The sequence below is a fragment of the Burkholderia sp. SR8 genome, assembly GCF_052851275.1.
In genome coordinates, this window is the sequence record NZ_JAULUC010000016.1 from 19,943 (window position 1) to 37,752 (window position 17,810).

The 17,810-nt window shown below is 67.3% G+C and carries 13 protein-coding genes; 7 read left to right on the plus strand and 6 right to left on the minus strand.

Annotated elements, in window-relative coordinates; all coding sequences use genetic code 11:
- The first annotated feature begins 261 nt into the window (after positions 1–261).
- From Q3A80_RS20365 to Q3A80_RS20385, 5 genes are all read left to right on the plus strand, one after another.
- The gene (locus Q3A80_RS20365; RefSeq protein ID WP_446330691.1) at positions 262–1,626 is read left to right on the plus strand and encodes a 2-hydroxycarboxylate transporter family protein; all 1,365 of its coding nucleotides are present in this window, start codon (positions 262–264) and stop codon (positions 1,624–1,626) included.
- 266 nt (positions 1,627–1,892) lie between these two features.
- Entirely contained in the window at positions 1,893–3,788 is a 1,896-nt protein-coding gene (locus Q3A80_RS20370; RefSeq protein ID WP_446330692.1) for a sensor histidine kinase, read from the plus strand.
- Positions 3,778–5,139: a sigma-54-dependent transcriptional regulator gene (locus Q3A80_RS20375; RefSeq protein WP_446330693.1), complete on the plus strand. Its 1,362-nt coding sequence runs from the start codon at positions 3,778–3,780 to the stop codon at positions 5,137–5,139. The genes Q3A80_RS20370 and Q3A80_RS20375 overlap by 11 nt, the downstream gene beginning before the upstream one ends.
- Positions 5,140–5,164: 25 nt before the next feature.
- Entirely contained in the window at positions 5,165–5,494 is a 330-nt protein-coding gene (locus Q3A80_RS20380) for a DUF3579 domain-containing protein (RefSeq protein ID WP_446330694.1), read from the plus strand.
- Positions 5,495–5,762: 268 nt separating this feature from the next.
- Positions 5,763–6,614 carry an alpha/beta fold hydrolase gene (locus tag Q3A80_RS20385; protein ID WP_446330695.1) on the plus strand — a complete coding sequence of 284 codons (852 nt, stop codon included), beginning with the start codon at positions 5,763–5,765 and terminating at the stop codon, positions 6,612–6,614.
- A 232-nt stretch (positions 6,615–6,846) separates the two neighbouring features.
- Here Q3A80_RS20385 and opcM read toward each other — a convergent pair whose 3' ends face one another.
- From opcM to Q3A80_RS20405, 4 genes are read right to left on the minus strand one after another with little or no spacing between them, the layout of a single operon-like run.
- Positions 6,847–8,388, minus strand: a complete 1,542-nt coding sequence (gene opcM / locus Q3A80_RS20390; RefSeq protein ID WP_446330696.1) for a multidrug efflux transporter outer membrane subunit OpcM — start codon at positions 8,386–8,388, stop codon at positions 6,847–6,849.
- A gap of 10 nt (positions 8,389–8,398) precedes the next feature.
- Positions 8,399–11,614: a multidrug efflux RND transporter permease subunit CeoB gene (gene ceoB, locus Q3A80_RS20395; RefSeq protein WP_446330697.1), complete on the minus strand. Its 3,216-nt coding sequence runs from the start codon at positions 11,612–11,614 to the stop codon at positions 8,399–8,401.
- A 46-nt stretch (positions 11,615–11,660) separates the two neighbouring features.
- Positions 11,661–12,878: a multidrug efflux RND transporter periplasmic adaptor subunit CeoA gene (gene ceoA, locus Q3A80_RS20400; RefSeq protein WP_446330698.1), complete on the minus strand. Its 1,218-nt coding sequence runs from the start codon at positions 12,876–12,878 to the stop codon at positions 11,661–11,663.
- Positions 12,879–12,909: 31 nt separating this feature from the next.
- Entirely contained in the window at positions 12,910–13,770 is an 861-nt protein-coding gene (locus Q3A80_RS20405) for an alpha/beta hydrolase (protein WP_446330699.1), read from the minus strand.
- 173 nt (positions 13,771–13,943) lie between these two features.
- On the opposite strand from Q3A80_RS20405, the gene ceoR reads away from it, so the two are divergent.
- Together ceoR and Q3A80_RS20415 are read left to right on the plus strand one after the other, a co-directional pair.
- Positions 13,944–14,948, plus strand: coding sequence for a putative multidrug efflux transcriptional regulator CeoR (gene ceoR / locus Q3A80_RS20410; protein ID WP_446330700.1), 1,005 nt, complete (start codon positions 13,944–13,946; stop codon positions 14,946–14,948).
- Positions 14,949–15,364: 416 nt separating this feature from the next.
- Positions 15,365–15,661 carry a DUF4148 domain-containing protein gene (locus Q3A80_RS20415; protein ID WP_446330701.1) on the plus strand — a complete coding sequence of 99 codons (297 nt, stop codon included), beginning with the start codon at positions 15,365–15,367 and terminating at the stop codon, positions 15,659–15,661.
- 230 nt (positions 15,662–15,891) lie between these two features.
- On the opposite strand, the gene Q3A80_RS20420 is transcribed toward Q3A80_RS20415, so the two are convergent.
- Together Q3A80_RS20420 and Q3A80_RS20425 are read right to left on the minus strand one after the other, a co-directional pair.
- The gene (locus tag Q3A80_RS20420; protein ID WP_446330702.1) at positions 15,892–16,971 is read right to left on the minus strand and encodes a purine-nucleoside phosphorylase; all 1,080 of its coding nucleotides are present in this window, start codon (positions 16,969–16,971) and stop codon (positions 15,892–15,894) included.
- A 243-nt stretch (positions 16,972–17,214) separates the two neighbouring features.
- Positions 17,215–17,805: a LysE family translocator gene (locus tag Q3A80_RS20425; protein WP_446330703.1), complete on the minus strand. Its 591-nt coding sequence runs from the start codon at positions 17,803–17,805 to the stop codon at positions 17,215–17,217.
- Positions 17,806–17,810: the final 5 nt, after the last annotated feature.

The following is a 17,810-nucleotide window of genomic DNA, read 5'->3' on the forward strand; positions in this document are numbered from 1 at the left end:
ATGGCGTGCGATGGCGTGCAATCCGTGTGCGAAGCGCGCGCCGGCCCGCCATCTGGCCGAAATCTCGGCCTGCCCGCCGCGCGAATTCCGAAGTCTCGGCCTGCGGGCGCCGCAAACTCTTTCCGCAGACGAAATAAATCCCTTACGAATCAATGGACTGGAAATATTTCGCCGCAGCCGATTTCTGGCACGGGGGTTGCGTAATAGACGGCACACGATGCCGCGTAGCGATGCAGGCATTCCAACATCAGGAGACACGTCTTGCAGACCTCTATCCATACCCCGTCCCGTCCCGAGGCCCTTGCCGAAGCCGGTCCTGTCACGCGCGAACGCTTCTGGCCGGAAGGCTGGTGGAAGCTGATGGAAATCCGCATCGGCATCATCCCGCTGCCGGTCTACGTGATCCTGTTCGGGCTGATCGTCGGGTTCGCGGTGACGGGCAAGGTGCCCGGCGAGATCTCGATGGCGATCGCCGTGCTCGCGTTCTTCGGCTTCACGTGCGCGGAACTCGGCAAGCGCCTGCCGCTCCTGCGCAACATCGGCGCGGCCGCGATCTTCGCGACCTTCGTGCCGTCGGCGCTCACCTACTACCACGTGCTGCCGAAGCCGGTGCTGAACCTGACGGTCGAGTTCACGAAATCGACGAACTTCCTGTACCTGTTCATCGCGTCGATCATCGTCGGCAGCATCCTGAGCATGGATCGCCGCGTGCTGATCCAGGGCTTCGTGAAGATCTTCATCCCGCTCGCAGCCGGTTCGGTCGCGGCCGCGATCGTCGGCACGGCGGTCGGCACCGCGCTCGGCCTCGGCGCGCGCCACACGCTGCTGTACATCGTCGTGCCGATCATGGCGGGCGGTGTCGGCGAAGGCGCGATTCCGCTGTCGATCGGCTATTCGGAACTGATGCACCTGCCGCAGGGCGAGATGTTCGCGATGGTGCTGCCGCCCGTGATGCTCGGCAGCCTGACCGCGATCATCCTGTCCGGCGCGCTCGACATGCTCGGCAAGCGCCTGCCGCATCTGACCGGCAACGGCCGCCTGCAGGTCGGCGAAAGCGGCGACATGGCGCCGCAAAGCGAGGAAATCCGCGGCCACGTCGACGTCACGCACATCGCCGGCGCCGGCATCACGGCGATCACGCTGTACCTCGTCGGCCTGATGGCGCACAAGCTGTTCGGCCTGCCTGCGCCGGTCGCGATGCTGTTCCTCGCGGTGCTCGTGAAGCTCGCGCGTGCGGTGTCGCCGCCGCTGCAGGAAGGCGCGTTCGTCGTCTACAAGTTCTTCTCGACTGCCGTCACGTATCCGCTGCTGTTCGCGATCGGCGTCGCGATGACGCCGTGGGACAAGCTGACCGCCGCGTTCACGATCGTCAACGTCGTGACCATCGTGTCGACCGTCGCGACGCTGATGGGCACCGGTTTCGTGGTCGGCCGCCTGCTGAAGATGTACCCTATCGACACCGCAATCGTGAACGCCTGCCACAGCGGACAAGGCGGCACCGGCGACGTCGCGATCCTGACCGCCGCGAACCGGATGCAGTTGATGCCGTTCGCGCAGATCGCCACCCGCATCGGCGGCGCGATCGTCGTCACGGTGACGCTGATCCTGGTCGCGCACTTCGGATAACGCGCGGCCGCGCGCACCGTCGCGCAGGCTGCTTCGCACGCGCCGCCGCCGGCTTTGCCGGTGTGCGGCGCGCGTCGTTGCGGGGGGCGGTTGCGGGGGCGGTTGCGGGGAGCCGTTGCGGACGGCTTGGCTGCGGACTGCGGGGCGCGGACGGCTGGCTCCGACCGACGGTTGCTGAGGGCCGCGCCCGGACCGCCGGTTGCGGACCGCCGGTTGCCGGCGACCGGCTGCGGCCGACGGTTGCGAACGACCGGTTGCGGGCTTCGATGAGGGCGAACGTGCAGAAGAGTTTCAAGGGAATCCCGTGGTGGGGTTGGGCGTCGGCCGCCGTGCTGTATGTCGGCGTGGCGGGCGCGGCCGTCGATTTCGCGTGGGAACGCGCGATCGACGCGCTCGAGGAAACCGGCGCGCACCGCCTCGACCTGTATGCGTCGAGCCTGAAGAGCGAGCTGGGCCGCTTCGAAATCCTGCCCGGCCTGGTCGCGCGGCAGGACAGCGTGCGCGCGATGCTGAAAGCCGCGCCGCACGACGCACCCGAGCTCGTGCATTCGGTCAACACCTATCTGGAAGCCGTGAACCGCGACGCCGGCAGCGGCGCCGTCGACGTGATCGACCTGCGCGGCGAAGTGATCGCCGCGAGCAACTGGAACGAGACGATCAGCTTCGTCGGCACCAACGTGTCGTACCGGCCGTACTTCAAGGATGCGCTGGCGCGCGGCAGCGGCCGCTTCTTCGGGATCGGCACCAACACCGGCGTGCCGGGCGTCTACTTCGCGAGCGCCGTGCGCGACGACGGCGTGCCGATCGGCGCGGCCGCCGTGAAGATCAGCGTCGATCCGCTCGAATCGGCGTGGCGCGCGCCGGGCGTCGCCGCGATGGTGGTCGACAGCAACGGCGTGATCGTGATCTCGACCGAGCCGGCGTGGAAATTCACCGCGCTGCGCCCGATCACCGCGCAGCAGCAGCGCGACATCCAGGCCTCGCGGCAATACGCGGGCCGCACGGTCGACGCGCTGCCGTACCGCCGCATCGGCGATCGCAGCACCGCCGCGTGGTTCGGCACGTTCCCGGATACGCGCCACGCCGGCCGCAGCACGCGCTATCTGGTGATGTCGCGCCCCGCGCCGCAGGCCGGCGATTCGCTGATGGTGCTGCTCGACATCGCCGGCGCGCGGCGTCAGCAGCAGACCGCGTTCGCGTTCGTCACCGGCGCGTTCCTGATCGCCGCATTGCTGGTCGGCTACGCGATCCAGCGCCGCCGGGCGATCGTCGCACGGCTGAACGCGCAGGACGCGCTGCGCCGCGCGAACGACCGGCTCGAGCTGACCGTCGCGCAGCGCACGGCCGCGCTGACGGCCGCGAACGAGCGCATGCAGCGCGAGATCGTCGAACGCGAACGCACCGAGCAGCGGCTGCGCGATTCGCAGCAGGAAGTCGTGCACGCGGGCAAGCTCGCAGTGCTCGGACAGATGGCCGCCGGCCTCACGCACGAGCTGAACCAGCCGCTCGTCGCGATCCGCACGCTGTGCGACAACGCGCGCACGTTCTTCGAGCGCGGCCAGCCGGCGCCGGCGTACGCGAACCTCGAACGGATCGGCAAGCTCGTCGACAGCATGGCCGTGCTGACCGGCGAGTTGAAGACCTTCGCGCGCAAGCCCGATGTCGAGCGCGTCGCCGTGTCGCTGAACGAGGCCGTCGCGCATGCGCGGCTCATCTACGACGCGCGGATTCGTGACGAAGGCGTGCAGCTCGACGTGAACATCGCGCCCGGCACGACGGTATCCGCGGAATCGAGCCAGCTGCAGCAGGTCATCGTGAACCTGCTCGGCAACGCGCTCGACGCGGTGCGCGACGCGCCGGTGCGGCGCATCGTCATCGAGGCCGCGCAGATCGACGACGCGGACGAAGCCGGCCGCGTGCGCTTCACCGTCGCCGACAGCGGCGCCGGCATCGCGCCCGACGTGCTGCCGCACCTGTTCGAGCCGTTCGTGACCACCAAGCCGCGCGGCCAGGGCCTCGGGCTCGGCCTCGCGATCACGTCGCGCATCGTCGAGGCGTTCGGCGCGAAGATCGCCGCGACGAACCGCGACGAAGGCGGCGCGCAGTTCACCATCGAATTCGCGGCGGCGACGCTGCAACAAAGGACAGAGCATGGAAGATGAGATTCGCGTGCTGGTCGTCGAGGACGATGAAAACGTCCGGATCGGCGTCGAGCAGGCCGTCGCGCTCGCCGGGTTTCCGGTCGACGCATTCGCATCGGCCGCCGACGCGCTCGCGCACGTCGCGCCCGGCGCGCCGGTGGTGATCGTGTCGGACGTCCGGATGCCGGGCATCGACGGGCTGCAGCTGCTCGAACGCGTGATGGCCGTCGATGCGCAGATTCCGGTCGTGCTGATCAGCGGCCACGCCGACATTTCGACGGCGGTTGGCGCGATGCAGGACGGTGCGTACGACTTCATCGAGAAGCCGTTTTCGTCGGACGTGATCGCCGGCCGCGTCGCGCGCGCGGTCGAGAAACGCCGGCTCACGCTCGAAGTGCAAGGGCTGCGCGCGGCGCTGAACAACTGGCAGGGCATCGAGGCGTTCGTGCTCGGCAAGTCGCCCGCGATGGCCGACGTGCGCAAGAAGATCCTGCGCCTCGCCGATACGTCGGTGTCGGTGCTGATCACCGGCGAGACGGGCACCGGCAAGGAACTGATCGCGCGCAGCCTGCACGACTTCGGCGGCCGCCGCGACGCGCATTTCGTCGCGCTGAACTGCGGCGGCCTGCCGGAACAGGTGTTCGAGAGCGAGCTGTTCGGGCATGAAGCCGGCGCGTTCACCGGCGCGATCAAGAAACGCATCGGCAAGATCGAATGGGCGCACGGCGGCACGCTGTTCCTCGACGAGATCGAGACGATGCCGATTCCGCTGCAGATCAAGATGCTGCGCGTGCTGCAGGAGCGCGTGGTCGAGCGGCTCGGCGCGAACGAGCTGATTCCGGTCGACTGCCGCGTGGTGGCCGCGTCGAAGGCCGATCTCGCGGAACTCGCGGCCGACGGCCGCTTCCGCGCGGACTTGCTGTATCGCCTCAACGTCGCTCAGATCGAGTTGCCGCCGCTGCGCGAACGGCGCGAGGACGTGCCGCTGCTGTTCGAGCATTTCGTGCTCGCGGCCGCGCGGCGCTTCGGGCAGCCGGCGCCCGTCGTCACCGCTGCGCAGGTGTCCGAACTGATGACGCACGCGTGGCCCGGCAACGTGCGCGAACTGCAGAACGTGGCCGACCGCTTCGTGCTCGGGCTGACCGGCGACAGCCTGCTGTCGTCCGGCGGCGCGGCCACGGCGGGCGGCACGCTTGCCGAGCAGCTCGCGTATTTCGAGCGGATGCTGATCGAGGACATGCTGCGGCGTCACAACGGCAACGTTGCGGACGCAAGCGTTGCACTCGGCATGCCGAAGAAGACGCTTTATCACAAGCTGCGCCACCTGCGGATTCCCGCGCGCGGCGACGCGGCCGCCGACGGCGGCGAATGACGCGAACGAGGATACGCACACCAGCATGGATCGCATCGACATCACCGAACGCGGCCGCCTCGACGGCCACCTGATCCGCGGCGTCACCCGCGCGCAGAAGACCTTCCGCCCGAGCGACTGGCCCGAACGGCTCGCGGGCGTCATCACGCTGTTCGTCGGCGAGCGGCGGCCCGGCTATCCGTGCGCGCTGTCGCGGCTCGCGATGCCGGTCGTCGACGGTGGCGTCAAATGCCTGTTCGTGTCGGACGAACTGCGCGACGTGTGCGCCGATGCATTCGCGTTCGCGATGCAGTTCGCCGCCGACAACGATCTTCCCGTCGAGCTTCAGACCGCGCCGGCGCTCGCAGTGCGGTGACGCGCGGGCCGCGGTCGGCGGCCATGCTTCCCGCTTCCTCCGGTTTTCTCCCGCTCCGATGCGCGGCGCGCAGGCGTGCGCACGCGCGCGCGGACGCTTCCTGAATCGTCGGACGATTGAAAGGCTGGCCCGGTCCCCACGCTGCGACAAGGGTTTTCAGCCGAGCCATCAATAAAATTGATCGTCACGATGAAAATTATGCGTTTTTCTTGCAGGTCGCCGTGAGGCATAGTTGCGACGTGATGACGCACCCAACGAGTTTTCAGTCATGAACATGCGAATCGAGCCTTCGGTGCTCGCGAACCCCGACCTGCAATTTGCGACGCTTTCGTCAGGCATCAGCCTGCCGTATGTCGAGCGGGGCAGCGGCGCGCCGATGGTGTTCGTGCACGGATCGTTGTGCGACTACCGCTACTGGGATCCGCAACTCGCGTCGCTGTCGGCTCACTACCGCTGCATCGCGCCGAGCCTGAGCCACTACTGGCCTGCCGTCGAAGCCGGCATTCAGGACGAGTTCAGCTGGCAGAACCACGTCGACGAACTCGCGGAATTCATCGATGCGCTCGATCTCGGCCCCGTTCATCTGGTCGGCCATTCGCGTGGCGGCAGCGTCGCGTTCAACGTCGCGCGCCAGCATCCGCACCTCGTCGAATCGCTGACGCTCGCCGATCCAGGCGGCCCGCTGCAACAGCCGGGCGTGCGCGAAGCCGCGCTGCCGGCCGCCGCGATCGCGCTGCGCACGAAGGCCGTGAACCTGATCGGTCAGGGCGAAGTCGAAGCGGGCCTCGAAATGTTCGTCGACTCGGTGAGCCTGCCGGGCGCGTGGAAGAAGAGCACGTCGCGCTTCCGCACGATGGCGATCGACAACGCGAGCACGCTGCCGAAGCAGCTGCGCGATCCGCTGCCTGCGTATTCGCAACACACGGCCGCGGATATCGCGTGCCGCACGCTGCTGATCGACGGCCAGCGCAGCCCGAAGATGTTCCGCAACAACGTCGATACGCTGTCGCAGTGGATCGGCGGCGCGCAACGGCAGACCGTCGCCGGCGCGTCGCACGGGATGAACGCGGCGAGCCCCGCGGTGTTCAACCGTTACGTGCACGAGTTCGTCGCCGCGTAACGCTCGCGGGCGGCATGCGCGCTGCCCGTTGCTTCCCTTCTCCTTCCTGAACGAAGCGATACGGCTGGCCCGCATCGCTTCGTCCGCAGCGGCCGCTGCGTTACATGAACTTGGCCGTCAGCTGCACCGTCGATCCCCCGTTCAATAAAAAACCCCAGTCACGCAGATTTAACCTGCATGCCGGGGTTCTTTACTTCATGGCCGACGGGCGACGCCCCGTCCGCCATCGCATTCACCGCGCCGCTACCTCCGCGTTGCGCGTCGCCGCATCGCCCACCGCAGCCGGCGCCTGCGCCGCCCCCCAACCACCTCCGAGCGCACGAATCAGATTGACGGTCGACACCGCCTGCGCCCCCGTCAACTGGTTCGCCTGCAACTGCGACTGCAGCACCGACCGCTCGCTGTCGATCACGTCGAGATACGCGACCTCGCCTTCCTGATACTGCGTGCGCGACAGCGTCGCCGCGCGGCGCGACGCATTGACGGCCGCAGTCTGCGCACGGATCTGGTCGTCGAGCAGCCGCAGATCCGCGAGATTGTCCTCGACCTCGCGGAACGCGACGAGCACCTGCTGCCGGTAATTCGCGACCTGCTCGTCGTACTGTGCGCGCGCCTGCTGCACGCCGGCCGCACGCCGCCCGCCGTCGAACAGCGGCAGCGTCAGCGCGGTACCGGCGAACGGCCCGAGCAGGAACGTGCGGCTCGACCACAGGAACAGGTTGCCGAGCGTCGACGCCTCATACCCGAATGCCCCCGTGATATCGAGCTTCGGGAAATACGCGGACTTCGCGAGCCCGATCCGCGCATTCGCGGCCGCCATCGCGCGCTCGGCCGCCGATACGTCCGGACGGCGTTCGAGCAGCGCGGACGGCAGGCCCGGCGGAATCTTCACCGCGACCGGCACGATCGGCGTCTCCTTGAACGCGAAGTCCGCGGGCGCCTTGCCGAGCAGGATCGCGAGCGCATGCTCGGACGCCGCACGCCGGCGCGCAACGCCGACCGCATCGGCCTGCGCGCTCGCCAGCTCGTTCTTCGCCCGCGACACGTCGAGTTCGCTGATGTCGCCTTCGTTGAAACGGCGCTGCACGAGCTTGAGCGCCTCTTCGCGCAGTTCGACGGTGCGGCGGTACAGGTCCTGGTCGGAATCGAGCTGACGCAGTTCGAAGTAGTTCTGCGCGACGTCCGCCTGCAGCGCGAGCTGCACCGAGCGGAACAGCGCTTCGCTCTGCGCCTGGTCGGCACGCGACGCCTCGACGTTGCGGCCCACGCGGCCGAACAGGTCGGCCTCGTACGACACCGTGCCCTGCGCACGCCACAGCGTCGCGGTCGTCGGGCCCGTGCCCTGCGGCTGGAACTGCGACGCCGACGACAGCCCCTCACGCGTCGGCCCGAACCCGGCGCCGATCTGCGGGAACCACTGCGAACGCGCGGTACGCGTCGCCGCACGCGCTTCCTCGACACGCGCGGCCGCGGCCTTCAGATTCTGGTTCGCGGCGAGCGCCTGCTCCTCCAGCGAGTCGAGTACCGGATCGCCGAACACCTTCCACCATTCGCCGCGATGCTCGCCGTCCGCCGGTTCGGCGGTCTTCCACGTGCCGGCCTGTTCGCCGGCCGCGAGCGTCGGCGCTTCCTTGAACGCCGCGGGCGTCGATACGTCCGGGCGCTTGTAGTCGGGCCCCACCGCGCACGCGGCGAGCAGCGTCGCGAGCAGGGTGCTCGCGGCCGCCACCTTCGCGAAGCGCATCAGGCCATTCGAGTTGTGCATGTTGTCCATCTTTCTATCCTCAAGCATCGGAAGCCGACGCACCCTGAGCCGGTACACCCGACGGCGACACGCCATAGCCGGCCGAATCCTTGCCGGCGACGTGGATCTTGCCGCCCGCCAGCGTGCGCAGCACGACGTAGAACACCGGCGTCAGCATCAGCCCGAACAGCGTCACGCCGAGCATCCCGAAGAACACGGCGACGCCCATCGCATGCCGCATCTCCGAGCCCGCACCCGTCGACGTGACGAGCGGCACGACGCCCATGATGAACGCGATCGACGTCATCAGGATCGGGCGCAACCGCAGCCGGCTCGCCTCGATCGCGGCCTCGAGCGGCGTCCTGCCGTCATGCTCCAGTTCGCGCGCGAACTCGACGATCAGGATCGCGTTCTTCGCGGACAGCCCCACCAGCACCATCAGGCCGATCTGCGTGAAGATGTTGTTGTCGCCCTGCGTGAGCCACACGCCCGTCAGCGCCGACAGAATGCTCATCGGCACGATCAGGATCACCGCGAGCGGCAGCGTCAGGCTTTCGTACAGCGCGGCGAGCACGAGGAACACGAGCAGCACGCTGATCGGGAACACCCACATCGCCGAATCGCCCGCGAGGATCTGCTGGTACGTGAGGTCGGTCCATTCGAACCGCACGCCGCGCGGCAGCGTTTCATGCGCGATGCGCTCGATCGCGGCCTGCGCCTGCCCCGACGAGAAGCCCGGCGCCGGCCCGCCGTTGATGTCGGCCGCCGTATAGCCGTTGTAGCGCACGACCATTTCCGGACCGAACGTCGGCGTCACCGTCACCAGCGACGACAGCGGCACCATCTCGCCACGGTCGTTGCGGGTCTTCAGCTGCAGGATGTCGTCCGCGCGCTGACGGAACGGCGCATCGGCCTGCACGCGCACCTGGTACACGCGTCCGAAGCGGTTGAAGTCGTTCACGTACAGCGAGCCGAGATACACCTGCATCGTGTTGAACACGTCGGTGACGGGCACGCCGAGCTGCTTCGCCTTCACGCGGTCGAGATCGACGTTCAGCTGCGGCACGTTGATCTGGTAGCTCGTAAACAGCGGGCCGAGCTCCGGCGCCTGCTGCGCGCGCTTGATGAAGTCGTTGGTCGCATCCGACAGCTTCGCGTAGCCGACCGCGCCGCGATCCTCGATCTGCATCTTGAACCCGCCGAGCGTGCCGAGACCGAGCACCGGCGGCGGCGGGAACACCGCGACGAACGAATCCTTGATCGCACCGTACTGCTGGTTCAGCGCACCGGCGATCGCACCGGCCGACAGCGCCTTGCCGTGCCGTTCCGAGAACGGCTTCAGCGTGACGAACACGATGCCCGCGCTCGAGCTGTTCGTGAAGCCGTTCACCGACAGCCCCGGGAACGCGACCGCGCTCTCGACGCCCGGCTGCTTCAGCGCGATCGAGCCCATGTCGCGGATCACCTTCTCGGTGCGGTCGAGCGACGCGCCGTTCGGCAGTTGCGCGAACGCGATCAGGTATTCCTTGTCCTGCGCGGGCACGAAGCCGCCCGGCACGATCTTCGACACGAGCACGGTCGCACCGACCAGCACGAGGTACACGCCGAGCATCAGCGTCTTGCGCGACAGCACGCCGCGCACGCCGCGGCCGTAGTTCTCCGCGCCGCGATGGAACACCTTGTTGAAGCGCCGGAAGAAGCCGCCGAGCACGCGGTTCATCACGCGCGTGAGCCAGTCTTCCTTGTCGCCATGGCCCTTGAGCAGGATCGCGGACAGCGCCGGCGACAACGTCAGCGAGTTGAACGCCGAGATCACCGTCGAGATCGCGATCGTCATCGCGAACTGCTTGTAGAACTGGCCGGTCAGGCCCGACATGAACGCGAGCGGCACGAACACGGCGACGAGCGTCAGCGCGATCGCGATGATCGGCCCGCTCACCTCCTGCATCGCCTTGTAGGTCGCCTGCCGCGCGTTCATCCCGCTTTCGATGTTGCGCTCCACGTTCTCGACGACCACGATCGCATCGTCGACCACGATACCGATCGCGAGCACCATCCCGAACAGCGACAACGCGTTGATCGAATAGCCGAAGCCGAGCAGCAGCGAGAACGTGCCGATGATCGACACCGGCACCGCGATCAGCGGAATCAGCGACGCGCGCCAGGTCTGCAGGAACACGATCACGACGATCACGACCAGCGCGATCGCTTCGAGCAGCGTGTGCACGACGGCCTTGATCGACGAACGCACGAACTGCGTCGGGTCATAGACGATCTTGTAGTCGACGCCGGCCGGCATGTCCTGCTTCAGCTCGGCCATCGTCTTGCGCACTTCGTCCGAGATCTGCAGCGAATTCGCGCCCGGCGACTGGTTGATCGCCATCGCGACGGCCGGCTTGTTGTCGAGCAGCGAGCGCAGCCCGTATTCGGACGCGTCGAGTTCGATCCGCGCGATGTCGCGCAAGTGCGTGACGCCGCCGTCCGGCGTCGTCTTCACGACGATATCGCCGAACTCGTCTTCCGTCTGCAGACGGCCGCGCGCATTCACCGACAGCTGCAGCGGCGTGCCGGGCAGCGACGGCGACGCGCCGATCACGCCGGCCGCGACCTGCACGTTCTGCTCGCGGATCGCCTGCACGACGTCCTCGGCCGACAGCCCGCGCTGTGCAACCTTCTGCGGATCGAGCCACACGCGCATCGCGTAGTCGCCCGAACCCCACAGCTGCACCTGGCCGACGCCCTGGATCCGCGACAGGCGATCCTTCACGTTGATCAGCGCGTAGTTGCGCAGGTAGGTCATGTCGTAGCGGTTGTCCGGCGAGATCAGGTGGACCACCATCGTCAGCGTCGGCGAGCTCTTCACCGTCGTGATGCCGAGCCGCTGCACGTCTTCCGGCAGGCGCGGCAACGCCTGGTTCACGCGGTTCTGCACGAGCTGCGTGGCCTTGTCCGGGTCGGTGCCGAGCTTGAACGTGACGGTGATCGTCATGTTGCCGTCGCTGTTCGCCTGCGACTGCATGTAGAGCATGTCCTCGACGCCGTTGATCTGCTCTTCGAGCGGCGACGCGACCGTCTCGGCGATCACTTTCGGGTTCGCGCCCGGATACTGCGCCTTCACGATCACCGAAGGCGGCACGACTTCCGGATATTCCGAAATCGGCAGCAGGAACATCGCGATCACCCCGCCGAGCAGGATGATCACCGATAGGACTCCTGCAAAGATCGGCCGGTCGATAAAGAATTTGGAAATGTTCATCTGTAGCTCTGTCTGGTTGAACGCGGAATTCGAAGCGGCGTGCCGCTTACGATTCCGCCTTCGCCGGTGCGGCCGGCTTCGCGCTGTTCGCGAGCGGCGCGGACGGCTCGTCGCCGCCCGTCATCGGGACCATGTGCGGCTTCACCTGCTCGCCCGGCCGCACGCGCTGCGTGCCGTTCACGATCACGCGGTCGCCGGCGGCCAGGCCGCTCACGATCACGCGCCGGTTGCCGTGCTGCATGCCCTGCTGCACTTCGCGGTACGACACGCGGCCCTGCTGGTCGACGACGAACACGAACTTCTTGTCCTGATCGGTGTTGATCGCCGCATCGTCGACGAGCAGTGCCTGGTGCGGCGCGCTGCCGCCCACCTTCACGCGCGCGTAGAGGCCTGGGACGAGCGTGCCGTCCGCGTTGTCGAAGCGCGCGCGCACGCGGATCGTGCCCGACGACGTGTCGAGCCGGTTGTCGACCGAATCGATCTCGCCGCTGCGCGAGTAGCCGGATTCGTTCGCGAGGCCGAGCTCGACCGGCACCTTGCGGCCGTTGCGCGCGCCTTTGATGTACTGCAGGTAGGTCTGCTCGTCCGCGTCGAACGACGCGTAGATCGGCGACACCGACACCAGCGTCGTCAGCGGCGCGGCCGACGCGCCGGCCGACACGACGTTGCCCAGCGTGATTTCCGCACGCGACACGCGGCCCGATACCGGCGCCGTGATTCGCGTATAGCCGAGGTTGATGCGCGCCGTTTCGAGCGCGGCTTCGGCCGCCTTCAGGTTCGCGTTCGCTTCGCGCGCCGCGTTCTGCTTCTCGTCGTAGTCGCGCTTCGCGATCGCGTTGTCGCCGATCAGCCGCTGCGCGCGCTGCCAGTCGCTCTGCGCGTAGCCGTTGCGGGCCTGCGCGGCCGCGAGCTGCGCGGCCGCACGGTCGACTTCCGCCTGGTACGGGCGCGGGTCGATCACGAACAGCACGTCGCCCTTCTTCACGAGCGCGCCGTCCTTGAAGTTCACCGCGACGATCGTGCCCGACACCTGCGGGCGCACGTCGACTTTCTCGACCGCCTCGAGGCGGCCCGAGTAGCTTTGCCAGTCGGTGACGGTCTGCGGCACGACGGTCGCGACGTCGACTTCGGGCAGCGGGGCCGCCGCTTTCTCGGGTGCGTTCGCGTTCACGCGCATCGCGCCGAACGTGCCGAGGCCGACGACGGCGAGCGTCGCGATCGCCGCGGTCGCGATGCGTGAACGGGTGGTGCGTAGGATGGCCATGTGGATCTCCGGTAAGCGTGGATTGGTCTGGTTATTCGGAACGGTTCGGCTGGCGCGCCTGGAAACGGCACTGGAAGAAGCGCACGGCCTCCTCCAGCGCGGCTTCGTGCGTCGCGAGCGCGGCGTGCGTGACGTCCGGGTAGCGGATCACCTGCGTGAGCACGCCCGACGAAATCAGGCAGCCCGCATATTTCTCCGCTTCGACGTGCAGCACGTCGTTCTGCGCGGTGACGACGAGCGTCGGCGGCAGCCCCGCGAGGCGCACCGATTCGAGCGGCGCCGCATACGGGTGCATGCGCTGCGCGGCCTGCGGCAGATACGCGCGATAACAGGCCGCGCATTCGCGCGCGGTGATGTCCGACGAAAGGCGTTCGGCGTCGCCGATGCGCGTCATGCTCGGGTCGAGCATCGGCCCGAACAGCGCCTGCGCGACGATCGGCACTTCGCCGCGATCGCGCGCGATGAACGCGAGACAGTTCGCGAGCTGGCCGCCCGCATCGTGCCCGGCGACACCGATCTTCTTCGGATTGCCGCCGAACGAACGGGCGCGCGTCGCGGCCCATACGGCCGCGCGATACGCATCCTCCGGCGCGGCCGGAAACGGAAAGGCCGGCGCGAGCGAATAATCGACCGACACTACGAGAGCTGGTAAACGTTCTGCTAAAAAGCGCGCGGCGAAGTCGGCGTCGTCGAGCGTGCCGCGCACGAAACCGCCGCCGTGGAAGTAAAGCACTACCGGCAGTCCGGTCTTGTCCGCGCGCCGATAGAGACGCAGCGCAATGTCCTGCGCGTAGCCGGGGATTTCCACCTCCGCGACCGTCAGTGCCGCGCCGGCTCTGGCTTCGGCGGGCAATGCGGCTTTCAGGAATTTGCTGAATTCAGAAGCGTCCATGACGATGCAGCATCCATTTCGAGATGGAACGAATTCTGGGTCCGGCAGACATCCGGATAAATGCCTATAATCCGGCAACACAATTCAACGCCCCCGAACAATCCCAGGCTGCGTTTACCCATGAGGTAGCGCAGCCTCTTTGTTCGCGGGCTCATTAGATTGCGGAGGTTGGGATGGACCGGCTTCAGGCCATGCAGGTGTTTACTCGCGTCGTCGATACAAGCAGCTTCACCAAGGCAGCAGAAACGCTCAGCCTGCCGCGGGCATCCGTCACGACGATCATCCAGAATCTCGAAGCATTCCTCGGCGTGCGGCTGATGCACCGGACGACGCGCCGGCTGTCGCTCACGCCCGACGGCGCCGCGTACTACGAACGATGCGTGCGGATCCTCGCCGATGTCGAGGAAACCGAAGCAAGCTTCCAGGCCAATAACCGGAAGCCGCACGGAAAGTTGCGTATCGACATGCCCGGCTCGATCGGGCGGCTGCTCGTGATCCCGTCGCTGTGCGAATTCCATACGCGCTATCCGGACATCGACCTGCAGCTCGGCCTGTCGGACCGGCCGGTCGACCTGCTGCAGGAAGGTGTCGACTGCGTGATCCGCGTCGGTGCGCTGCAGGATTCGTCGCTCGTCGCGCGCCGCGTCGGCCTGTTCGAGTGCGTGTCGGTCGCCGCACCCGCGTATCTGGAGAAGCACGGCGAACCGCACACGATCGAGGATCTGAGCGACCACAAGGCCGTCAACTACTTCTCGAGCCGGACGGGCCGCACGATCGACTGGACGTTCCTGACCGACGGCAAGGAAGTCGAGGTCAAGATGAACGCGATCGTGTCGGTCAACGACGCCGATGCGTACGTGACGTGCGGGCTCGAAGGCTTCGGGCTGATCCAGCCGCCGCTGTTCATGGTGCTGCCGCACCTGCGCGACGGCCGGCTCAAGGAAGTGCTGCCCGGCCTGAAGCCGCTGCCGATGCCGATCTCGGTCGTGTATCCGCACAGCCGGCACCTGTCGCCGAAGGTGCGCGTGTTCGTCGACTGGATCGCCGAAGTGTTCGACCGCTGCCCGCTGCTGAGCGGCAAGGGCAGCCTCGATGCGACGTGCAGCAAGCGCACGTTCGAGGAAGCCGAGCGCGCGCCGGCGCTCGACACGCCGGTCATCAACGAGTGGGTCGCGTGATCGTCTGACTCGCAGTGCGCGGGCTGTCCGGCCCGCGCACTGCCCTGCCTTCGTGCTGCTTCGGCGTCGCTTCGCGTTGTCTGTCGCGCCGCACGCGCGGTCTTTCCCGAATCCGCATCACACCTTTGCGCCACCTGCGGCAATCGCCCGGCCGCATCGTCGCGCGCATCGCGCCGCATCGCTGCGAGCCGCGCTGGAGGCGGCTGTGCGCGATCGTCGAATAACCCTGCCGACGGTACGTATCGCGATTGTTCCTCCATCGCGACAATTCAATTCGCGTCAGCCGCATTTATCGCGCCGGAACGGACTCTTAGAGTAAACCCTGTCGCGCACCTCGTTGCGCATCGATCAGCCCCGCTGGACGGGACCGGAGCCAGCGCTCACGCGCCAACTCCGACCAACACAGGAGTTACGTCATGAACCGCCGCCATCTTCTCTCCGCCGTCGCCCTCGCACTCGCCGTGTCCGCGCCGGCCTTCGCCGACACGGACGCCCCGCATGCCGGCGACTACGGCAACACGTCGTGGTACTCGCAGCACGGCAACGGCCCGCGCACGCGTGCCGAAGTCAGCGCGGAAGTCGTGCAGGCTCGCCGCGACGGCACGCTCGCATGGCTGCGCAAGGCGAATTCGTATCCGCAAGGGCTCGAACTCGCGCAAGGCCCGTATCGCTCGATGCCGGAAAGCAATCAGCTCGCAGGCGGCGGCCGGTAAGCATCGCCGAAAGCGCAACGCCGCGCAGCGGATGATCCGGTGCGCGGCGTCGCGATGCTGCCGTCGAACACTCGATTAGTCAGTTAGTTGCAGGAGTTTGTGATGAACGATCAACTTCCTTCGCCGCTCGATCACTGGGACGATACGACGCCCGTGTGGACGCCGTTCCGGTCCGCGCCGCAATCGCATTGACGTCTGCGTCGACACGTCGCGATACCGGCCTGCGGTCATCAGCGACGCGGCACGCCGTCGCGCCATTCGCCCCAGTGCGTGACGATGTCCTGCACGAGCGGATTGCCTGCGCGGTACAGGTTTTCGGTCGCCGGCGCGAAGCCGCCTTGATCGGCGTAGTTCAGCAGGTTGTCGGCACTCGTCTGCCCCGCGTATGGCCGATCGAAATCGGAACCCGTGCGCAGCACCGCGACGCGCGACAGGTCGACCCGCTTCACGCTCGCCGCGCGCTTCAGCGCTTCATACGTCGCGTTGTCTTCCTGCGCGGTCATGCAGTAGGTGCCCTTCCCGTCGGTGAGAATTTTCGTCCACTGACGCGCGCGCTCGCCGATCAGCGTGCCCGAGAACCACGTGTTCCCCGATGACGTGTCGCACTGAATCACGGTCGGCGGCCGGTTCGCCGGCGCGTACGTGAACTTCGCGCGTGCGGCCTGGGCCTGCGCGCTGTCCGCCAGCACGACGTTGCGCGACAGTGCATACGCGGCGTCGGTCAGCTGCGGATTGAGCTGGAACACTTCGGTGCGATAGTCGAGCGGCGGCTTGTCGTTCGGGCTCTTCGTGTTGATGCCGAGATAGCCGGTGTTCCAGCCGGCCGGAATCTCGCGCGCATCGAGTTCCCACTGCAGACTGAAGTCGACCAGATATTTCGACCACGCGGCGGAGCCGATCGTGCCTTGTGCGGGGTCGACGCCCGCGATGCCGGACACGAGGAAGTACGTGCGACGCAGATCGAAGCGTGGCGAGAACGTGAGCGCCATGATCGTCGCGGACGCGTTCGCGTAGCCCATGCCGGTCGTCACCACGCATACGTCCTGCTTGTTGCAGTGAACGGCCGGATAGTCGGGCGACAGGCCGGGGACGGCGATGTCGCGCCACGGACCGAGCCGGTCGAGCCATGCCTGCCCTTCCGGGCCGAACATCGTGATGATCATGACCTTGACCGGGCGGCCGTGCGAACCGGTCTCGGCGAATGCCGCGTTGCCTGCGTCGTTGCCCTGGTTGTCCTGCGCGATCGACGGCGCGGTCGCACAGGCGGCAAGCGAGAATGCGGCGGCGGAAAGAATGGAGCGAGTCAGCATCGGCGTTCCTTGTTGCGGTGATTGGGTGAGAACGGCTGTCGGAGACTGCGCGAGGGAGTATAGAACGCGGGGGCGCGGTGCGGAACCCGACTACGAAACGACCCGCCGCGCTGGGTAGCACGCATTTCGCAGGTCCTTCGTCACGCGCACAGCCGATCGGAACGTCAGGAATACTATTTGGTTCATCGGCCCGACGTCGCGAAATCAATCGTTCGCGAATGCGGCGGTCGAAGGTGCGATCCGCTACACGTGGACAATTCCGGCGACGCCATAACCGAGCACGACCCATGCCGCCGCCACATGACTCGCCGCCAGCCATCGCGGTGACTTCACGATCCGGCCAATCGCGCCGCCGCCGAATGCGAACACGAGCTGCCCCGCGAGGCTACCGGCAAACACGCACGCCGCACCGGGCAGCCAGTGCCGATGCGCACCTGCCGCAGCGGTGGCGTAACCGTAAAACAGCAAAATGGTGAGCGGATTAGCCAGTGTAACGAAGAACATCGACGTGAACGGGCGCGTGCCCGGCGGCGGGGCAGTGCCGTCGAGCGTGCGGCGCCGCTCCTTCAGTGCCTGCCACAGCATGCGCGTACCCATTGCGAGCAACACGAGCGCCCCGACGAAACGAAACAGCGGCAGATGCGATGCGAGCGTGCGCGCGAGCATCGCGCCGATCGTGAACGCCGCGATCGCATAACAACCGTCGGCGCACGCAGCGCCTGTCGCCGCACGCACGCCGCTCGCGGTGCCGGCGCGCATCGCGTAGTTCGCGATCATCAGTGCGACGGGCCCGACCGACAGCGAGATCATGAGCCCGAACACGAAATCGTTCATCGGCC